The 17,058-nt window shown below is 63.4% G+C and carries 20 protein-coding genes and 2 pseudogenes; 9 read left to right on the top strand and 13 right to left on the bottom strand.

Features of this window, described 5'->3' with window-relative positions:
- Both BF95_RS11785 and BF95_RS11780 read left to right on the top strand, forming a co-directional pair.
- A partial coding sequence (locus BF95_RS11785; RefSeq protein ID WP_043151585.1) for a PadR family transcriptional regulator occupies nucleotides 1-471 on the top strand: 471 nt, incomplete at its 5' end.
- A 1-nt stretch (nucleotide 472) separates the two neighbouring features.
- Nucleotides 473-751: a DUF2218 domain-containing protein gene (locus BF95_RS11780; RefSeq protein WP_043151584.1), complete on the top strand. Its 279-nt coding sequence runs from the start codon at nucleotides 473-475 to the stop codon at nucleotides 749-751.
- Nucleotides 752-782: 31 nt separating this feature from the next.
- Here the strand turns inward: BF95_RS11780 and ruvC are convergent, their stop codons facing one another.
- The 5 genes from ruvC to BF95_RS11755 all read right to left on the bottom strand — a co-directional run bounded on the left by ruvC (nucleotide 783) and on the right by BF95_RS11755 (nucleotide 3,364).
- Nucleotides 783-1,274 (bottom strand): crossover junction endodeoxyribonuclease RuvC, encoded by a 492-nt coding sequence (ruvC, locus tag BF95_RS11775; RefSeq protein WP_037473417.1) that lies wholly within the window; start codon nucleotides 1,272-1,274, stop codon nucleotides 783-785.
- Nucleotides 1,275-1,488: 214 nt separating this feature from the next.
- Entirely contained in the window at nucleotides 1,489-2,232 is a 744-nt protein-coding gene (locus BF95_RS11770) for a YebC/PmpR family DNA-binding transcriptional regulator (RefSeq protein ID WP_043151581.1), read from the bottom strand.
- A gap of 70 nt (nucleotides 2,233-2,302) precedes the next feature.
- A complete protein-coding gene (locus tag BF95_RS11765) occupies nucleotides 2,303-2,629 on the bottom strand; it encodes a heavy metal-binding domain-containing protein (RefSeq protein ID WP_200866944.1) in 327 nt (108 codons plus the stop codon).
- A 148-nt stretch (nucleotides 2,630-2,777) separates the two neighbouring features.
- On the bottom strand, nucleotides 2,778-3,020 hold the full coding sequence (locus tag BF95_RS11760) for a DUF2312 domain-containing protein (protein WP_006956223.1): 243 nt from the start codon (nucleotides 3,018-3,020) through the stop codon (nucleotides 2,778-2,780).
- A 44-nt stretch (nucleotides 3,021-3,064) separates the two neighbouring features.
- Nucleotides 3,065-3,364 (bottom strand): DUF1244 domain-containing protein, encoded by a 300-nt coding sequence (locus BF95_RS11755; RefSeq protein WP_043151580.1) that lies wholly within the window; start codon nucleotides 3,362-3,364, stop codon nucleotides 3,065-3,067.
- Between the two features lie 107 nt (nucleotides 3,365-3,471).
- Here BF95_RS11755 and pyk point away from each other — a divergent pair, with 107 nt between their 5' ends.
- Nucleotides 3,472-4,923: a pyruvate kinase gene (gene pyk / locus BF95_RS11750; RefSeq protein ID WP_081764134.1), complete on the top strand. Its 1,452-nt coding sequence runs from the start codon at nucleotides 3,472-3,474 to the stop codon at nucleotides 4,921-4,923.
- A 426-nt stretch (nucleotides 4,924-5,349) separates the two neighbouring features.
- On the opposite strand, the gene ykgO is transcribed toward pyk, so the two are convergent.
- The gene (ykgO, locus tag BF95_RS11745) at nucleotides 5,350-5,475 is read right to left on the bottom strand and encodes a type B 50S ribosomal protein L36 (protein ID WP_003046794.1); all 126 of its coding nucleotides are present in this window, start codon (nucleotides 5,473-5,475) and stop codon (nucleotides 5,350-5,352) included.
- A 200-nt stretch (nucleotides 5,476-5,675) separates the two neighbouring features.
- Here ykgO and BF95_RS11740 point away from each other — a divergent pair, with 200 nt between their 5' ends.
- Both BF95_RS11740 and BF95_RS11735 read left to right on the top strand, forming a co-directional pair.
- A complete protein-coding gene (locus BF95_RS11740) occupies nucleotides 5,676-6,272 on the top strand; it encodes a hypothetical protein (RefSeq protein ID WP_043151579.1) in 597 nt (198 codons plus the stop codon).
- Nucleotides 6,269-7,398 (top strand): annotated as a pseudogene (locus BF95_RS11735) (M14 family metallopeptidase). Before BF95_RS11740 ends, BF95_RS11735 begins: the two are co-directional and overlap by 4 nt.
- Here the strand turns inward: BF95_RS11735 and BF95_RS11730 are convergent.
- The 3 genes from BF95_RS11730 to BF95_RS11720 all read right to left on the bottom strand — a co-directional run bounded on the left by BF95_RS11730 (nucleotide 7,399) and on the right by BF95_RS11720 (nucleotide 10,616).
- A complete protein-coding gene (locus tag BF95_RS11730) occupies nucleotides 7,399-8,118 on the bottom strand; it encodes a dienelactone hydrolase family protein (protein WP_043151578.1) in 720 nt (239 codons plus the stop codon).
- 14 nt (nucleotides 8,119-8,132) lie between these two features.
- Entirely contained in the window at nucleotides 8,133-9,131 is a 999-nt protein-coding gene (locus tag BF95_RS11725) for a 50S ribosomal protein L11 methyltransferase (RefSeq protein ID WP_043151576.1), read from the bottom strand.
- Nucleotides 9,132-9,281: 150 nt separating this feature from the next.
- On the bottom strand, nucleotides 9,282-10,616 hold the full coding sequence (locus tag BF95_RS11720) for a methyl-accepting chemotaxis protein (protein WP_043151574.1): 1,335 nt from the start codon (nucleotides 10,614-10,616) through the stop codon (nucleotides 9,282-9,284).
- A gap of 194 nt (nucleotides 10,617-10,810) precedes the next feature.
- Here BF95_RS11720 and sdhC point away from each other — a divergent pair, with 194 nt between their 5' ends.
- The 3 genes from sdhC to sdhA are packed head-to-tail and all read left to right on the top strand — an operon-like array spanning nucleotide 10,811 to nucleotide 13,397.
- Nucleotides 10,811-11,206 (top strand): succinate dehydrogenase, cytochrome b556 subunit, encoded by a 396-nt coding sequence (gene sdhC, locus BF95_RS11715; protein WP_043151573.1) that lies wholly within the window; start codon nucleotides 10,811-10,813, stop codon nucleotides 11,204-11,206.
- Nucleotides 11,206-11,595, top strand: coding sequence for a succinate dehydrogenase, hydrophobic membrane anchor protein (sdhD, locus tag BF95_RS11710; protein WP_043151572.1), 390 nt, complete (start codon nucleotides 11,206-11,208; stop codon nucleotides 11,593-11,595). Before sdhC ends, sdhD begins: the two co-directional genes overlap by 1 nt.
- A complete protein-coding gene (gene sdhA, locus BF95_RS11705; RefSeq protein ID WP_043151571.1) occupies nucleotides 11,595-13,397 on the top strand; it encodes a succinate dehydrogenase flavoprotein subunit in 1,803 nt (600 codons plus the stop codon). The genes sdhD and sdhA overlap by 1 nt, the downstream gene beginning before the upstream one ends.
- Nucleotides 13,398-13,463: 66 nt before the next feature.
- Here sdhA and BF95_RS11700 read toward each other — a convergent pair whose 3' ends face one another.
- The 4 genes and pseudogenes from BF95_RS11700 to BF95_RS11685 form a co-directional block, all read right to left on the bottom strand.
- Nucleotides 13,464-13,745 carry a type II toxin-antitoxin system RelE/ParE family toxin gene (locus BF95_RS11700; protein WP_051519973.1) on the bottom strand — a complete coding sequence of 94 codons (282 nt, stop codon included), beginning with the start codon at nucleotides 13,743-13,745 and terminating at the stop codon, nucleotides 13,464-13,466.
- The gene (locus tag BF95_RS11695; RefSeq protein ID WP_043151570.1) at nucleotides 13,742-13,981 is read right to left on the bottom strand and encodes a type II toxin-antitoxin system ParD family antitoxin; all 240 of its coding nucleotides are present in this window, start codon (nucleotides 13,979-13,981) and stop codon (nucleotides 13,742-13,744) included. Before BF95_RS11695 ends, BF95_RS11700 begins: the two co-directional genes overlap by 4 nt.
- 31 nt (nucleotides 13,982-14,012) lie before the next feature.
- Nucleotides 14,013-14,470, bottom strand: a pseudogene (locus BF95_RS11690) (vgr related protein).
- The gene (locus BF95_RS11685; RefSeq protein ID WP_043151568.1) at nucleotides 14,467-14,940 is read right to left on the bottom strand and encodes a copper chaperone PCu(A)C; all 474 of its coding nucleotides are present in this window, start codon (nucleotides 14,938-14,940) and stop codon (nucleotides 14,467-14,469) included. The pseudogene BF95_RS11690 and the gene BF95_RS11685 overlap by 4 nt, the downstream one beginning before the upstream one ends.
- A gap of 173 nt (nucleotides 14,941-15,113) precedes the next feature.
- On the opposite strand from BF95_RS11685, the gene dnaK reads away from it, so the two are divergent.
- On the top strand, nucleotides 15,114-17,012 hold the full coding sequence (gene dnaK / locus BF95_RS11680) for a molecular chaperone DnaK (protein WP_043151566.1): 1,899 nt from the start codon (nucleotides 15,114-15,116) through the stop codon (nucleotides 17,010-17,012).
- Nucleotides 17,013-17,058 lie beyond the last annotated feature (46 nt).

Raw genomic sequence — 17,058 nt, 5'->3', positions numbered from 1 at the left:
GGTGGCGGGCGGCGGCGGCTGTTCGACAATGACGCGCTCAAGCTGATCCTGCTCACGCTGATCGCCGACACGCCGCGCCACGGCTATGACCTGATCCGCGAGATCCAGAGCCTGTCGGGCGAGGTCTATGCGCCCAGCCCTGGCGTCGTTTATCCCACGCTGACGCTGCTGGCCGACATGGATCTGATTGCCGAACAGCCGGGGCAGGGCAGCCGCAAGCTGTTCGCCATTACCGACGAGGGTACCGCCTATCTGGCCGACAATGCCGACGCCCTGGCGCTGGTCATGGAACGGATCGCGTCGCTGGCGCAAAAGGCTGAGCGGACCGATGGTGCGCCGGTGCGCCGGGCGATGCATAATCTGATGATCGCGGTTCGCGGACGACTGGAAAAGGAAGGGGCGGACAAGCAGACCATGTTCGATGTCGCGTCCCTGATCGACGAAGCCGCCACGAAAATCGAAAGGTTCTGACATGACCCTGACAGCCCACGTCCCCACCCCCAATGCCAGCCGTTACCTCCAACAACTCTGCAAACATTGGAGCCATAAGTTCGACGTGACGTTCGACGCCGAACAGGGCCTCATCCCCTTCCCGATGGGACCGATCCGCATGAAGGCGGAGCCGGAAGCGTTGGTGGTGACCATTGAGCCCAAGGCCGACGCGGATGTCGAGCGGTTCAAGCAGGTCGTCGCCGACCATCTCGACCGTTTCGCCTTTCGCGAAGCGCCGCTGACGTTCGACTGGCAGTAAGGCGGGCTGGGGGCGGTTCGCGCCGTCCCCGTCACTTCGTTGGGATGCGCCGGGCGCTGGCGAGGTGATGGGCGTGGGTGATCGCGACCGCGAGCGCGTCGGCGGCGTCCGGCCCGGCGATCTTCACGCCCGGCAGCAGCCGCGACACCATCGCATGGACCTGGTCCTTCGATGCGTTGCCGACGCCCACGACCGATTTCTTGACGAGCCGCGCGGCATATTCGCCCACCTCCATGCCCGAGCGCGCCGCGCCCAGCAGGATGACGCCGCGCGCCTGCCCCAGTTTGAGCGTGGACTGCGGATTGACGTTGACGAACACCTCCTCGACCGCCGCGCCATCGGGCCGATGTTCAAGGATCAGGTCCGTGAGCGCGAGATCGATCGCCAACAGGCGCGTCGCCAGCGGCATCGCGCTGTCGGTCTTGATCTGGCCATTGGCAAGGTGGGTGAGCCGGTTGCCGTCCGCGGCGATCAGACCCCAGCCGGTGGTGCCCAGGCCAGGGTCGAGGCCGAGGAGAATCATGACGCAAATCCAGCCCCTCATCTTTGAGGAGAATGTCGCGAACTCGCCCCATTCTCAAAATTCCGTCATCCCCGCGCAGGCGGGGATCCATCTCCGAACCTTAAGATCAAGCCGATAAGGTGGGAGATGGGTTCCCGCCTACGCGAGAATGACGATGAACTATGTGGTTGCCAATATTTCGCAATGCCCCCTCGCAGGGGCGTAGCTTATTGAATCAACCCAATTTCTCCATCACCGCGTCGGACACTTCATAATTGCCCCAGACGGTCTGGACGTCGTCATCATCTTCCAGCGTGTCGACCAGCTTGAGCAACGTCGCGGCATTGGCTTCGTCGACTTCGGTGGTGGTTTGCGGCCGCCAGGCGAGTTTCGCGCCTTCCGCTTCGCCGAGCTTGGCTTCCAGTGCCTTGGACACTTCGTGCAGCGCGTCCATCGCGGTCCAGATTTCATGCTCGTCATCGTTGGACGAGACATCCTCCGCGCCAGATTCCAACGCCGCTTCGAAGATCGTCTCGGCATCGCCCGCGCTGGCGGGATAGGTGATCAGGCCCACGCGGTCGAACCCATGGCTGACCGCGCCCGACGCGCCAAGGTTGCCGCCATTCTTGGAAAAGGCGGTGCGGACGTTGGTCGCGGTGCGGTTGCGATTGTCGGTCAGCGCTTCGACGATGATGGCAACGCCGCCGGGACCATAGCCCTCATAGCGGATTTCCTCATAGTTGTCGGTGTCGCCGCCGATTGCCTTGTCGATCGCGCGCTGGATATTGTCCTTGGGCATGGACTGGGCCTTGGCGGCGTTGACCGCCAGGCGCAGGCGCGGGTTCATGTCCACATCGGGCATGCCCATCTTCGCCGCGACGGTGATTTCGCGGCTGAGCTTGGAGAACATCGAGGAGCGCTTCTTGTCCTGCGCGCCCTTGCGATGCATGATGTTCTTGAATTTGGAATGGCCGGCCACGGCCTTCTCCTGACATTTTCTGGTGAAACACGAGCGCGCTCTCTAGCGAGCGACGCGCCCATGCGCAATGTTACACTAGGATCGCGGTCCCGGAGGCCGATACCATCAGCATCGATCCGTTGGCGCCCAGCACTTCATAGTCGAGATCGACGCCGACGACCGCGTTCGCCCCCAGCGTCGCCGCGCGTATCCGCATCTCGCCAATCGCCTGCTCGCGCGCGCGTTGCAGCACGTCCTCATAAGCGCCCGACCGGCCGCCGACGATGTCGCGCACGCTGGCGAACAAATCGCGGAACAGATTGGCCCCCACGATCACCTCGCCGGTGACGATGCCCAGATATTCCTTGGCCGGACGCCCTTCCAGGCGACTGGTGGTGCTGACGATGATCTCGGACATATCCACTCTCCCTCTGATCCCGTTCGGGCTGAGCCTGTCGAAGCCTTGGCCTGAACGCAGTGAAGACACTTCGCTACGCTCAGCAGAGCCCTTCGACAAGCTCGGAGCCCGCCCCCGGCTCGAACGGGGGGCGAACGGAGGTGGAGTCTTACTCCATGCCCAGCGCGGACAAATAGGTTTGGAGGATGGCTTCCATTTCCTGCCGGTCATGCGGCTGCATCTTCCGCAGACGGACGATCTGGCGCATGATCTTGGGGTCGTAGCCGGTCGCCTTGGCTTCCAGATAGACGTCCTTGATGTCGTCGCCTATGCCCTTCTTTTCTTCTTCCAGCCGTTCGATGCGCTCGATCAAGAGGCGTAGCTGGTCGGCGGCGACGTTGGGTTCGGTCATGGGATGATGTCTCCAGAGGAAATGTGAATCGGTTGGGGGGCGTCCTAGTGAGTGTCGGCGTTCTTCGCCACACTCTCTTTCATCCGGGCGATCTGTTCCGGGGTCGCTTCGCCCTGATGCTGCTCCTTCCACTGGGCAAAGGGCATGCCGTGGATGATTTCGCGGGCCTCGTCCCGCGTCAGCGTGCCGTCCGCTTCCGCGATCCAGTCGGCCAGGCAATTGCGGCAAAAACCGGCGCTGCCCATCAGGTCGATATTCTGTACGTCTGTGCGGTGCTGCAAATGCGCCACCAACCGGCGGAAGGCGGTTGCAGCAACGGCATCTGTGACTATGGTGTCGTTCATCGGCGTGAAACCCTTTCGCTGATCTACATCATCCTGTCGTGCAGCACGGATACCCCATAACGACGCTCCGGCAAGTGCGGAGCGCCTAATGACGGCCAGGAGAAGATATGACGAAGCTACCGCCCCGTTCGCGCAAGGTGCGTATTCTCGCGACCCTTGGCCCCGCGAGCGACAGCGCGGAGATGATCCGCGCGCTGTTCATCGCCGGAGCCGACGCCTTCCGCATCAATATGAGTCATGGCGCGCCTGAGGATCATGCCGCGCGCATCGCCATCATCCGCGAACTGGAAAATGAATTTCATCGGCCAACCACCATATTGGCCGATTTGCAGGGGCCGAAACTGCGCGTCGGCACGTTCGAAAAGGGTCTGGCGATCCTGGAAAAGGGCGCGCCCTTCATCCTCGACCGCGACGAGACGCCCGGCGACGCGCGCCGCGTCAACCTGCCCCATCCCGAAATCTATGCTGCGCTGGTGCCCGGCACCCGGCTGTTGTTGGACGATGGCAAGATGGTGCTGCGGGTGCAGGCGATCAGCGAGGCGCGGATCGACACGATCGTCGAGGTCGGCGGCACATTGTCCAACCGCAAGGGCGTGAATGTGCCCGACGTCGTGGTGCCCGTGCCCGCGCTGACCGAAAAGGACCGGCGTGACCTGAGCTTCGCGATCGAACAAGGGTGCGACTGGATCGCGCTCAGCTTCGTGCAACGGCCCGAGGATCTCGCCGAGGCGCGCAAGCTGATGGGCGGCTACGGATCGCTGATGGCGAAGATCGAGAAGCCGTCGGCGGTGCAGCGGTTGGAGGAAATCGTCGAGATGGCCGATGGCGTCATGGTCGCGCGCGGCGATCTGGGCGTCGAACTGCCGCCGCAATCGGTGCCGCCGCTGCAAAAGCAGATCGTCGCGACGGCGCGGCGGCTGGGCCGTCCGGTGGTGGTTGCAACGCAAATGCTCGAATCGATGATCAAGTCGCCATCGCCGACCCGCGCCGAAGTGTCGGACGTGGCGACGGCGGTCTATGACGGGGCGGACGCGATCATGTTGTCGGCGGAAACGGCGGCGGGCGACTGGCCGGTCGAGGCGGTCGCGATGATGGACAGCATCGCCAACAGCGTCGAGCGCGATCCGGGCTATCTCGCGCGGCTGCATTTCACCGAGACGAAGCCTGATCCCACTACCGCCGACGCGCTCGCTGAAGCGGCGGGCAATATCGTGACTGTGGTGGGCGCGAGCGTCATCACCTGCTTCACCTCATCGGGCAGCACGGTGCGGCGTGTCGCGCGCGAGCGGCCCTCCGCGCCGATCCTGGCGCTGACGCCGCGCACGGACACGGCGCGCAAGCTGGGGCTGACCTGGGGTGTCTATGCCATCCGCACCAAGGATATCGGCAATTTCGAGGAAATGATCGGCAAGGCGCGGCGCATGGCGCTGCGGCATCGCATGGCGGACAAGGGCGGCAAGATCGTGGTGCTAGCGGGCGTTCCCTTCGGCACGCCCGGTTCGACCAATGTGCTGCATGTCGCCGCGGTGCAGGGCGATGAATTGAAGGGGCGGGAATAACGGTCCTGCTCCCTTGAGGGAGAAGGATACGCAGCCTTACCGAACGGAGTGAGGTTAGGCGGAGTTGGATGAGGGTGTGCGGAGTGGCCGTTGGCGCGCGACACCCTCACCCAGCTATGACTAGGCAGCACGCTGCCAAGTCTTCGCAGCCCTCTCCCTTAAGGGAGAAGGATTTGCACCTGGGCACCAACAACCGTGCAAGTTCTCCGTCTCCGTTCGCCCTGAGCTTGTCGAAGGGTCTTCCTTTTTAAGAAGAAAGAGGCTTCGACAGGCTCAGCCCGAACGGAAATGGGGTAAGCCGCGCATATTCCCAACCCAGCGCGCAAACGCATCAACGCGATCATGCTTGATCGGGCGCTCTGAAAGGACTTGTTGGTCCGATGGCTGAGGACAGCGCCGGAAACGGCACCATCCTGACCGCTATGCTTAGCCCTGGCGGGCTTTGAAGCGGCGGTTGGTCTTGTTGATGACGTAGGTGCGGCCGCGACGACGGATCACGCGGTTGTCCCGGTGACGGTCCTTGAGCGACTTGAGCGAGTTGCGGATCTTCATGGCATCGGCCCTTGGTGAATCTGACTGTGATGGAAAATCGAAGCGCTGCCCCTATGGGTGGGGCGGGCCAAAGTCAAGGGTGACGGGCGCTCTTTTGCCGCTGTTCACCCGTCATGCAGCAACTTCATGGCTTTGCGCGTTGGAGGGAATATAGCTGGCCGCGCCGTTTATCGGTGGAGAGCCCCGTTGGAGTGAAATCGATGCCGAATCGCCTGATCCTTGCCGCCTGTCTTGCCCTGCCGCTGGCCGCGTGCGCAACCGCCGTGCCGCCTGTGGAAGTCACGCGGTTCCATGTCGGCAATCCCGCCCGGACGGGCACGGTCGCGGTGGAGGAAATGCCCGGCAATCCTGACATCAGCCTGGAATTTCGCACCTATGCTGCCGCCGTCGCGCAGGAATGGCAGCGGGTGGGCTTTACCAGTGTCGCGCCGGGTGCCACGAGCGAGTATGTCGCGCTGGTCAGTTTCCAGCGCAGCTTTCGCCCCACCGGTCCCGACCGCAGCGGCAAGCCCGTCAGCGTCGGCGTGGGCGGCGGCATCGGCAGCGGCGGCTTTTCCGGCATGGGTGTCGGCGTGGGCATCAACCTGTCGGGCAAGCCCAAGGATATGGTGACCACGCAATTGCATGTGCAGCTGCGCCGTCGGTCCGATTCGGCGACGATCTGGGAAGGCCGCGCCTTCACCGAAGCGCGGCAGGGCACGCCCGCCGCGCAGCCGGGCATCGCCGCACAAAAGCTCGCGGGTGCCTTGATCGGGGGCTATCCGGGCGAATCGGGGCGGACTATAACCGTCAAATGACCATTTCCATTTCCAGCGGCTTTGACAGCGGCAATATTCGCATCCTCTCCATCACCGATACCCCCGGCGGCGCGCGCGCTGAGCTGGAGATCGTGACGGATCATCAGAGCGACTTCTATCAATGGTTCCACTTCCGCGTTGCCGGGGCGGCAGGGCAAGAGGTGGAACTGGCGATCGTCAATTGCGGCGGATCGGCCTATCCCGACGGCTGGGTCGATTATGAGGCGCGGGTGAGCGAGGACCGGGAAATCTGGACCCAGGCCGATACCAGCTATGCCGATGGCACGTTGACCATCCGGCTGGCGAGCGATGCCAATGTCGTGTGGGTCGCCTATTTCGCGCCTTACTCGATGGAGCGGCACCATGACCTGGTCGCCTTTGCCGCCTGCCAGCCGGGTGTCGCGCATCGCGAACTGGGGCTGACGCTGGATGGCCAGCCGATCGACCTGCTGACCATCGGCGATGGGCCAAAACAGGTGTGGCTCTATGCCCGCCAGCATCCCGGCGAATCGATGGCGCAATGGTGGATGGAAGGCGCGCTGGAGCGGCTGACCGACGAAGAGGATGCCGTCGCCCGGCTGCTGCGCCAGCAGGCGACGATCCACCTCGTTCCCAATATGAACCCCGATGGCAGCCGCCGGGGCCATTTGCGCACCAATGCGGTGGGCGTGAATCTCAACCGCGAATGGCATGATCCGTCGATGGAACGCAGCCCCGAAGTGTTGCTGGTCCGCAACGCCATGGACGCGACCGGCGTGGATTTCGCCATGGACGTTCATGGTGATGAGGCGATCCCTGCGGTGTTCATCGCCGGGTTCGAAGGCATCCCCTCGATCACCGATCGGCAATTGTCGCTTTATCACCGCTATCGTGACACGCTGGCGGCCCGCACGCCCGATTTTCAGACGCGCCTGGCTATCCGGTCGCGGGTGCAGGCCGCGCGAACCTCGCCATGTCCACCAACCAGATTGCCGAGCGATTCGGCGCGGTAGCGATGACGCTTGAAATGCCGTTCAAGGATAATGACGATTTGCCCGACGCCGAAACCGGCTGGTCGCCCGCGCGCTCCATGCAACTGGGCAGGGATTGCCTCGCGGTGCTGGCCGAGATGATCGAGGCGCTTTGATCAGCCGAACAGGTCGCCCAGGAAATCGACCGTCGCGCGGAAACTGCGCCGGTCGGCGTCCGGGCTGTAGGCCAGCCCCTTTTCGGGCATGTTGGCGCTTTCGTCGGTGAAGGCATGGCCGGTGCGGCCATAAGCGTGGATTTGCCAGTCGCAGCCTGCCGCCGTCAGTTCATGCGCCAGCGCCACCATGGACTCCGGCGGGGCGATGGGATCGTCCCAGCCATGGCAGATCAGCAACCGGGCGCTGATCGTCGCATTGGCGAAGGGCGGGGCATCATAGACGCCATGGAAGCTGACGCCGCCTGCAATGTCCGCGCCGCTGCGGGCCAGATCGAGGATGCATTTACCGCCGAAGCAAAAGCCGATGGCGGCCGTGCGCGCTGCATCGACCTCGGCCAGCCCCTTGAGCACATCATGCGCCGCATTGACCCGATTGCGCAGCAGGGCTCGGTCGGCATTCAATGCGTTCATATAGAGCGCGGGATTTGCGTCGGCGCGGGTGGTGCGCTTGCCCTGACCATAGACATCGGCGACCAGCACGGCATAGCCCAGCGCCGCGACCTTTTCCGCATAGGCGAAGTCGGCCTCCTTGGTGCCCAGCACATTGGGGAAGAGCAATATGCCCGGCTGTGGCCCGGCGGCGGCGGTATCGACCACGGCCATGCTTTCGAACGGGCCGTCCGGGCCATCATGCAGGGTGATGCGGCGAGTGATAGTCATGGCGGCGCTCCCCTTTAGATACTGCCGAAGCCGGGCGCTTCGCCGCGCGCGGCGGGGTTGAGGCGGCGGGGGCGTTTCCAGCCGATGACGGGCCGCTTGCGTAACCTGAGCGTCGGCCAATCGCCCCGATCGGCGCGCTCGGCCAGCCGCATGCCCTGCGCCCGATAGGCGGCCAGCACGGCGTCCACCTGTTCGTTGAGCAGGCCCGCCAGCAGGATGGTGCCGCCTTCCTCGACCATCGCACAGAGCGAGGGCGCCAATTCGATCAGCGGCCCGGCCAGGATATTGGCGATCAGCAGGTCATAGGGCGCGCGGGTGATGATCGCGGCATGATCGACCCCGGCGGCGGCGTAGAGCGCGACCTGCCCCTGTCCCCGACCGACGGACATGCCATTGGCCAGCGCATTTTCCGCGCTGATCTCGACCGCGACCGGATCGATGTCCGACGCTGTGGCATAGGCGCGCGGCCACAGATGCAGCGCGGCAAAGGCGAGCAGCCCGGTGCCGGTACCGATGTCGGCGACATTGCCGAACCGCATGCCGACCCGACGCATCCGGTCGAGCATGGCAAGGCAGCCCGCGGTCGTTTCATGCTGGCCGGTGCCAAAGGCGCGGCTGGCGGCGATCAGCAGGTTGACCTGGCCGGGCTGTTCGGGATCGCTGGCGAGATTGCGGACATGGAAGCGCCCGGCCGTGACCGGTTCCAGACCCTGCTGGCTGATCGTCACCCAATCCTCGTCGGGCAGCGCTTCGACGACCGGCTTGGTCCGCGCGGCGCTGGGCACCATCGATCGCAGCAATTTGATCGCGGCGGGGCTGGGCTTGCCTTCGAAATAGGCGTCGAGCCGCCAGGCATCCTCATCATCGGGTTCCGCCTCGCTGGTCATCAGCACGGGCGGCCGGTCCATCATCGCAAAGGCGGCAATGTCCCCGTCCAGCGCTTCGGCCTCGGCGCGGGTGCAGGGCAGGGTGACTTTCCAGCTTTGGACCGCTGGGGTGGTAGCATCGTTCATCCTCCCGCCTTTAGAGCAGCAGGGCAGGGAGGGGAAGCGTTTGGCAGCCGATCCTTAAGCCTCTGCGTCATCCTGAAGAAAGTCAGGATCCATTGGCTCTACCTATGCGGGTTTCATGAACGGAGCGCTATGACAGGCCAAGGCGTGGTGTCAGGCGACCTGGCGGCCAAAGTCGGTCGAGGCATTGCGCAGGCTGGCGAGCTTGCCCTCCACGCTGACGAAGCCGCGTTCGAGCTGGTCGATTTCCGACGCGACCACTTCGGTGTCCTGGCGGATCGCCGAAATGGTGGTCGACATGGAATCGGCGGCCAGCGCGGTCTGATCGACGGCGGCGGTGATCATGGTGACGGTCTGCGCCTGCGCGTCCATGGCATGGCGGATGCGCTCGGCGCTCGCTTGCACTTCGCCCACCGTGTCGCGGATGCGTTCGTTGGTTTCCACCGACTGGCGGGTCGAGGCCTGGATGTCGGCGATCTTGCTCGCAATCTCGTCGGTCGCGCGCGCGGTCTGGTTGGCGAGGCTCTTCACTTCCTGCGCAACGACGGCAAAGCCGCGCCCGGCATCGCCCGCGCGCGCTGCCTCGATCGTGGCGTTGAGCGCGAGCAGATTGGTTTGGCCGGCAATGTCGCGGATCAGGCCCAGGATCGATTCGATCGACTTGGCATGGTCGGACAGGGTGGCGGACATGGTGACGGCATCGCCCGATTGCTGCGCGGCCCGCTGGGCCACCCCGGCAGCGCCCTCGACTTCGGTGCGCGCATCGTCGATCGCGCGGATAAGGCCAGCGGAGGTGCGGGCCGCTTCGCGCATCGCGAGCGCCGATTGTTCGGCGGCGGCGGCGACTTCCGACGCCTTGCCCAGCATGCCGCGTGTGGCAGCGGACGCATCCTTGGCCTGTTCGCGCAGCGATTCGCCCAGGCGAGTCGCGCCGTCCAGTTCGCCCATGATCCGCTGTTCGAACAAGGTGCCATAACGCTGCCGTTCGGCGCGTTGCGCTTCGGCCTGATCGGACGACAGCACGTTGCTCATGAAGCCCGCGTCGAGCATGCTGATTTCCAGGACCGTGGCCATCAACCGGCGCAGGCGCGCATCATCGTCGCGGCACCGTTCCCACAGCAAATTCATGATCGTGTCGTTGGCCTTGCCGACAGCCACCAGCACAGAACGCACCGGCACGCCATGTTTGCGGGCGTGGCGCACGCAATCGGCCGCAGAGCGGGTCCAGCGTGCCTCCTGGAAATGCATCAGCTTATGGGCGGCATAGACACGCGATTCGGCCCGGATCTTGTCGATCACGGACTGGGCCAGACGATCGATCAACCCGGTTTCCCGCATATAGCTGTCGAAGAATGCCGCCGCGACCTGATCGATGTCCGCCTCGATCAACAGGCCGATTTCTTTTGCGTTACGGGCAATCGTCCCGTCGGGGTCAATGCCCGCCACATAGTCAGAGGCGGTTTCGGCAGGAGAAACGAAGGACGACATGGCTGGACGGCCCCTGTTGGTGGGATGTGCGATACTCTCAGCCTGTCCTAGCGTGATTTGGTTAATCACTTCTTATGCGCAAACGCCCAAATCCGGCACGGACATTGGGGCAGCCCTGCCCGGCGCGGCTTGCCCTCCTGCGCGTTCGCTCTTAAGGGGGGCGGGATCAAGGAATATAAGGGACAAGGGTAGATATGGCGCGATCCAACAGCCGGCCGCTCTCGCCGCATTTGACCATTTGGAAATGGGGACCGGCCATGACCGTCTCCATCATCCATCGCGTGACCGGCAACGGTCTGGCGACGGCTGGTGCGCTGGGCCTCATATGGTGGCTGATGGCCGCTGCCATCGGGCCGGAAGCCTATGCGACCTTTGTTGCCGTCGCCACCTCGCCGATCGGCTATCTGGTGATGATCGGCCTGAGCTGGTTCTTCTTCCAGCATCTTTTCTCCGGCTTGCGCCACTTCGTGCTCGATATCGGCGCGGGTTACGAGCTTAAGAGCAACAAGAGCTGGTCGCTCGCGACCTTTGCTGCCTCGCTGATCGTGACCGCGCTCATGTGGTTCTACATCCTTGGAAAGGGCTTCTGATGGGCAACGGGACTGGTATCGGCCGCGTCCGCGGGCTTGGGTCGGCCAAGCACGGTGCGCATCACTGGCTGGCACAACGCTATACCGCCGTCGGCAACCTGTTGCTGGTGCTGTGGCTGATCTTCAGCCTGCTCAGCCTGCCCGGCCTCGATTATGAAAGCGTCGTGCTGTGGATCGCCAACCCGCTGGTGGCGGTGCCGATGATGCTGATGATCGTCAGCATCTTCTGGCATCTGCGCCTTGGCATGCAGGTAATGCTGGAAGATTATGTTCACGATAAGGGCATGGCCTTCTTCTCGATGCTGCTGCTCAATTTCTATGCCTTTGGCGGCGCGGCCGCAGGCGTCTTCGCGATCGCCAAGATCGCCTTCACAGGGGTCGTCGAATAATGACGCAAGCCTATAAGATCATCGATCATACCTATGACACCGTGGTCGTGGGCGCGGGCGGTTCGGGCCTGCGCGCGACCATGGGCAGCGCCGAAGCGGGCCTCAAGACCGCCTGCATCACCAAATTATTCCCGACGCGCAGCCACACGGTCGCGGCGCAGGGCGGCATCGCTGCCAGCCTTGGCAATAATTCGCCCGATCACTGGACCTGGCACATGTATGACACCGTCAAGGGATCGGACTGGCTGGGCGACCAAGACGCAATCGAATATATGGTGCGCGAGGCACCTGCCGCGGTCATCGAGCTGGAACATGCCGGTGTGCCGTTCAGCCGGAACGAGGATGGCACGATCTACCAGCGTCCCTTCGGCGGCCATATGCAGAATATGGGTGCCGGCCCGCCGGTGCAGCGCACCTGCGCCGCCGCCGACCGTACCGGCCACGCCATGCTGCACGCGCTCTATCAGCAGTCGCTGAAATATGACGCGGACTTCTACATCGAATATTTCGCCATCGACCTGATTATGGAAAATGGCGAATGCCGTGGCGTCATCGCTTTGTGCATGGAAGATGGCTCGATCCATCGCTTCCGCGCCCATGCGGTCGTGCTGGCGACGGGTGGCTATGGCCGCGCCTATTTCTCCGCGACCTCTGCGCATAGCTGCACTGGCGATGGCGGCGGCATGGTGCTGCGCGCGGGGCTTCCGCTCCAGGATCTGGAATTCGTGCAGTTCCACCCGACCGGCATCTATGGCGCTGGCGTGCTGATCACCGAAGGCGCGCGCGGGGAGGGTGGCTATCTCACCAACTCCGAAGGCGAGCGCTTCATGGAGCGCTACGCCCCTTCGGCCAAGGATCTGGCGTCGCGCGACGTCGTGTCGCGATCGATGGCGATGGAAATGCGCGAAGGGCGCGGCGTTGGTCCGAACAAGGATCATATCTTCCTGCACCTCGACCATATCGATCCCAAGGTGCTGGCCGAACGCCTGCCGGGCATCACCGAAAGCGGCAAGATCTTTGCCGGTGTCGACCTGACCCGCCAGCCGCTGCCCGTAACGCCGACGGTCCATTATAATATGGGCGGCATTCCCTGTAACTATCATGGCCAGGTGCTGACCAAGAAGGATGGCGATCCCGAAGTCGTGGTCCCCGGCCTGTTCGCGGTCGGCGAAGCGGCTTGTGTGTCGGTCCATGGCGCCAACCGCCTGGGCTCCAACTCGCTGATCGATCTGGTCGTGTTCGGCCGGGCAACGGGTCTGTTCCTCAAGGACAATCTGAAGCCCAATGGCAGCCACAAGCCGTTGGCATCGGACGCCGCCGACCTGGCGCTCAGCCGCCTCGACAAATATCGCAACGCGACCGGCGGCACGCCGACCGCGAAGCTGCGTCTCGAAATGCAGCACACGATGCAGAAGCACGCAGCGGTCTTCCGCGACAGCGCGCTGCTGGCCGAGGGCGTCGACAAGATGCACAATGTCTATGCGGGCATGCAGGATGTCGGCGTGTCGGATCGTTCGCTGATCTGGAACACCGACCTTGTCGAGACGCTGGAGCTGGACAATCTCATGTCCCAGGCCGTCTGCACTATGGTCAGCGCGGAAAACCGCAAGGAAAGCCGTGGCGCGCACGCGCATGAGGATTTCCCGAACCGCGACGACGAAAACTGGATGAAGCACACGATCAGCTGGTTCGACGGCTGGGGTGGTTCCGGCGGCGAAGTGAAGCTCGATTATCGCCCGGTCCATGATTACACGCTGACCGACGAAGCGGAATATGTGCAGCCCAAGGCGCGGGTATATTGATCCGCGATTATGGATGACGATGAAAAAGGCGGGCCGAAAGGTCCGCCTTTTTTCATTCCAGATGGTTCAGATGATCCGCGCGCTGGTGCAGGATGCGGACGATTTCGACACCCCCCCTTTTTGGCGATAGTAGATATTATGGCTCTCGACGCGCAATTTGCGGTAGCCACCCCGAACATCCTCGATCGGGCTGCCGATATTTGCAAAGGCCGCGATCCTGTCGATGGCGTCGGCGATGGCGGTCACATAGGCCTTCGTCTGCTCGGTGCCCCATTGCCCTTCGGTATAGGCAGCAATATCTGCCAGGTCGCGCGCGGCCGCCGCATTAAAGCGGACCGGGGCTGTCACGCGCTAGGGAACCGGCGCTCAATCCATTCGCGCATGTCGAAATCTTCCAGCACGCCGCTTTGCTCACCCTCGATCAGCGCCGCCCTTAGCGCTTCCAGCTTCTTCTCTTCCATTTCCAGCAGCCGCAGGCCTGCGCGAACGACCTCACTGGTCGATCCAAACCGGCCCTCGGCGACCTTGCGCTCGGCGAAGGCCCGGAAATGATCGCTTAAAGCAACGGATGTGGATTTGCTCATGGCGGCACAGTACCCGATTTGGGTAACCACTTCAACTGAACGGCAGCAACGCCTCATAGACGTCCAGCCCTGGTTTCCCCGCCACCGCCACCCCCTGTCGCAACAGAAAGGCATGGCGCACGATCTCGGCCTGCTGCTCGATACCATAGCGCGCAAAGGGCTTCCCCGGCAGAACCGCATAGTCATAGCGGCAAAAGGGTGGCGCATCAGCGGCAACCACCACCGCCCGGACCGCTGCGCCTGCCACACATGGGTCATTTCGTGGGCAAAATGTGCCTGGATATGGAGCGGACTTTCGCAGAAATCGGCGCAGAACAGGCCCCCTTGTGGCGGAAACCACAAATGGCCGTCAGGGGCCATCGTCACCCGGCTCGGCTGAAACGGCCACCATTTGCGGTTATGCACCCGCACCTGCTCATAGGCGATCGCCCGGCCGAACATGGCGCGGGCGAGCGCGATTTCGTCGGGCGTCAGGCTACGGCTGCTCAATGGCCCTCATGCGCGGCGGGCTTGTTCGCAGCCGCACCCGCCGCCTCCGGCTTGCGAATCACCGCATCCACCAGCAGCCTCTTGCCATCGCTCATCAGGAAGGTCAGTTCCATCTTGCCCTGGTTGATCGCCGCATCGTTGATGCCCCACAGCATCAGATGCTTGCCGCCGGGCGCAAAGGCGACCTCGCCCTTGGCGGGTATGTCCACGCTGTCGATCGGCTTCATCGTCATGACGCCCTTGTCCATCACGCTTTCATGCATTTCGACGCGGACGGCATAGGCGGTCATCACGCCGCGTATCTGCACCCCCGCATCGCCGCCATGCGCGACGAAATAGCCGGCCGAGGGCGATTCCTTGTTCGGCGACAGCCGCACCCAGGCCTGGTCGATGTAGCTTGGCGCAGGGTCGCCGCACGCGCTGAGCGCCAGCGGGGCCACAAGGGCGATAAGGGCGAAGGGCGCGCGCATTGGTCACTCCATGACTGTCTCGTTTCCGGTCGATGACATAGCTAATGGCCGCTGCTTCTTGTGCCAAGCAAAAGCACGCCTATATCGCCCATGCAGACCGGCCTTGCTTGGCGCTTTCGTGGGGTATGGGGCCGTCAACCGCTGAATGAAATTTGGGGTTCAAAGAGGACACAATGGCAAAAGTAATCGGTATCGATCTTGGCACCACCAACAGCTGCGTCGCCGTCATGGACGGTGGCAAGCCCAAGGTTATTGAAAATGCGGAAGGCGCGCGCACGACGCCGTCCATCGTCGCCTTCGCCAAGGATGGCGAGCGCCTGATCGGCCAGCCGGCCAAGCGCCAGGCGGTCACCAATGGCGACAACACGATCTTCGCGGTCAAGCGCCTGATCGGCCGCCGCTTCGACGATCCCATGACCAAGAAGGACATGGAACTCGTCCCCTATGACATCGCCAAGGGTCCGAACGGCGACGCCTGGGTCCGCGCCGGTGGGCAGGATTATAGCCCCGCGCAGATTTCGGCCTTCACCCTGCAGAAGATGAAGGAAACCGCCGAGAGCTATCTGGGCGAAACGGTTACGCAGGCGGTCATCACCGTGCCGGCCTACTTCAACGACGCCCAGCGTCAGGCGACCAAGGATGCCGGCCAGATCGCTGGCCTCGAAGTCCTGCGCATCATCAACGAGCCGACGGCGGCTGCGCTGGCCTATGGCCTCGACAAGCAGGACGGCAAGACGATCGCGGTCTATGACCTTGGTGGCGGCACGTTCGACATTTCCATTCTGGAAATCGGCGATGGCGTGTTCGAAGTGAAGTCGACCAACGGCGACACGTTCCTCGGCGGTGAAGATTTCGACGCCAAGCTGGTGCAGTTCCTGGCCGACGACTTCAAGAAGACCGAGAGCATCGACCTCACCAAGGACAAGCTGGCCCTTCAGCGTCTGAAGGAAGCCGCTGAAAAGGCGAAGATCGAACTGTCCTCGGCCCAGTCGACCGAAGTCAACCTGCCCTTCATCACCGCCGATCAGAACGGCCCCAAGCATCTGGTCAAGACCATCACCCGGTCGGACCTGGAGCGTCTGGTCGCCGATCTCATCAAGCGCACGATGGAGCCTTGCAAGAAGGCGATGGCGGACGCGGGCGTTTCGGCAGCGGACATCAGCGAAGTCGTCCTGGTCGGCGGCATGACCCGCATGCCCAAGGTGCGCGAAGCCGTGAAGGAATTTTTCGGCAAGGAACCGCATACCGGCGTGAACCCTGACGAAGTCGTCGCCATGGGCGCCGCCATTCAGGCGGGCGTGCTGCAGGGCGACGTCAAGGATGTGCTGCTGCTCGACGTGACGCCGCTGTCGCTGGGCATCGAAACGCTGGGTGGCGTGTTCACCCGCATGATCGATCGCAACACCACGATCCCGGCGAAGAAGAGCCAGGTCTATTCGACCGCCGACGATAATCAGCAGGCGGTGACCATCCGCGTGTTCCAGGGCGAGCGCGAAATGGCGGCGGATAACAAGATCCTCGGCCAGTTCGACCTGGTCGGCATCCCGCCAGCGCCGCGCGGCGTGCCGCAGATCGAAGTCACGTTCGACATCGACGCCAACGGCTTGGTCAATGTGTCGGCCAAGGACAAGGGCACCGGCAAGGAACAGCAGATCCGCATCCAGGCGTCGGGTGGCCTGAGCGATTCGGACATCGACCAGATGGTCAAGGATGCCGAACGCTTCGCCGAAGAGGACAAGAAGCGCCGTGAGGCGGCCGAGGCGAAGAACAACGCCGAAAGCCTGGTCCACACCACCGAAGCGCAGCTGGCCGAACATGGCGACAAGGTCGATGCGGCGCTGAAGGGCGAGATCGAAACCGCGATCGCGGCGACCAAGTCGGCGATCGAAGGCGGCGATGCTGAATCGATGAAGACCAAGGCGCAGGAACTCGCGACGATCGCGATGAAGCTGGGCCAGGCCATTTACGAGAAGGAGCAGGCTTCGGCCGCGGCTCCGGGTGCGGACGCGCCCAAGGCCGATGACGAGGTCGTCGACGCCGAATTCTCCGAAGTGGATGACAACAAGGCGTAAGCCGATGCCCCAGACTCGTCACCCCGGCCGATGCCGGGGTGACGGG

This window comes from Sphingobium sp. Ant17 (assembly GCF_000588875.1).
In the GTDB taxonomy this organism is placed as follows: Bacteria; Pseudomonadota; Alphaproteobacteria; order Sphingomonadales; family Sphingomonadaceae; genus Sphingobium.
Note: the sequence above shows the minus strand (reverse complement) of the source record. Positions and strands in the feature narration are given on the sequence as shown.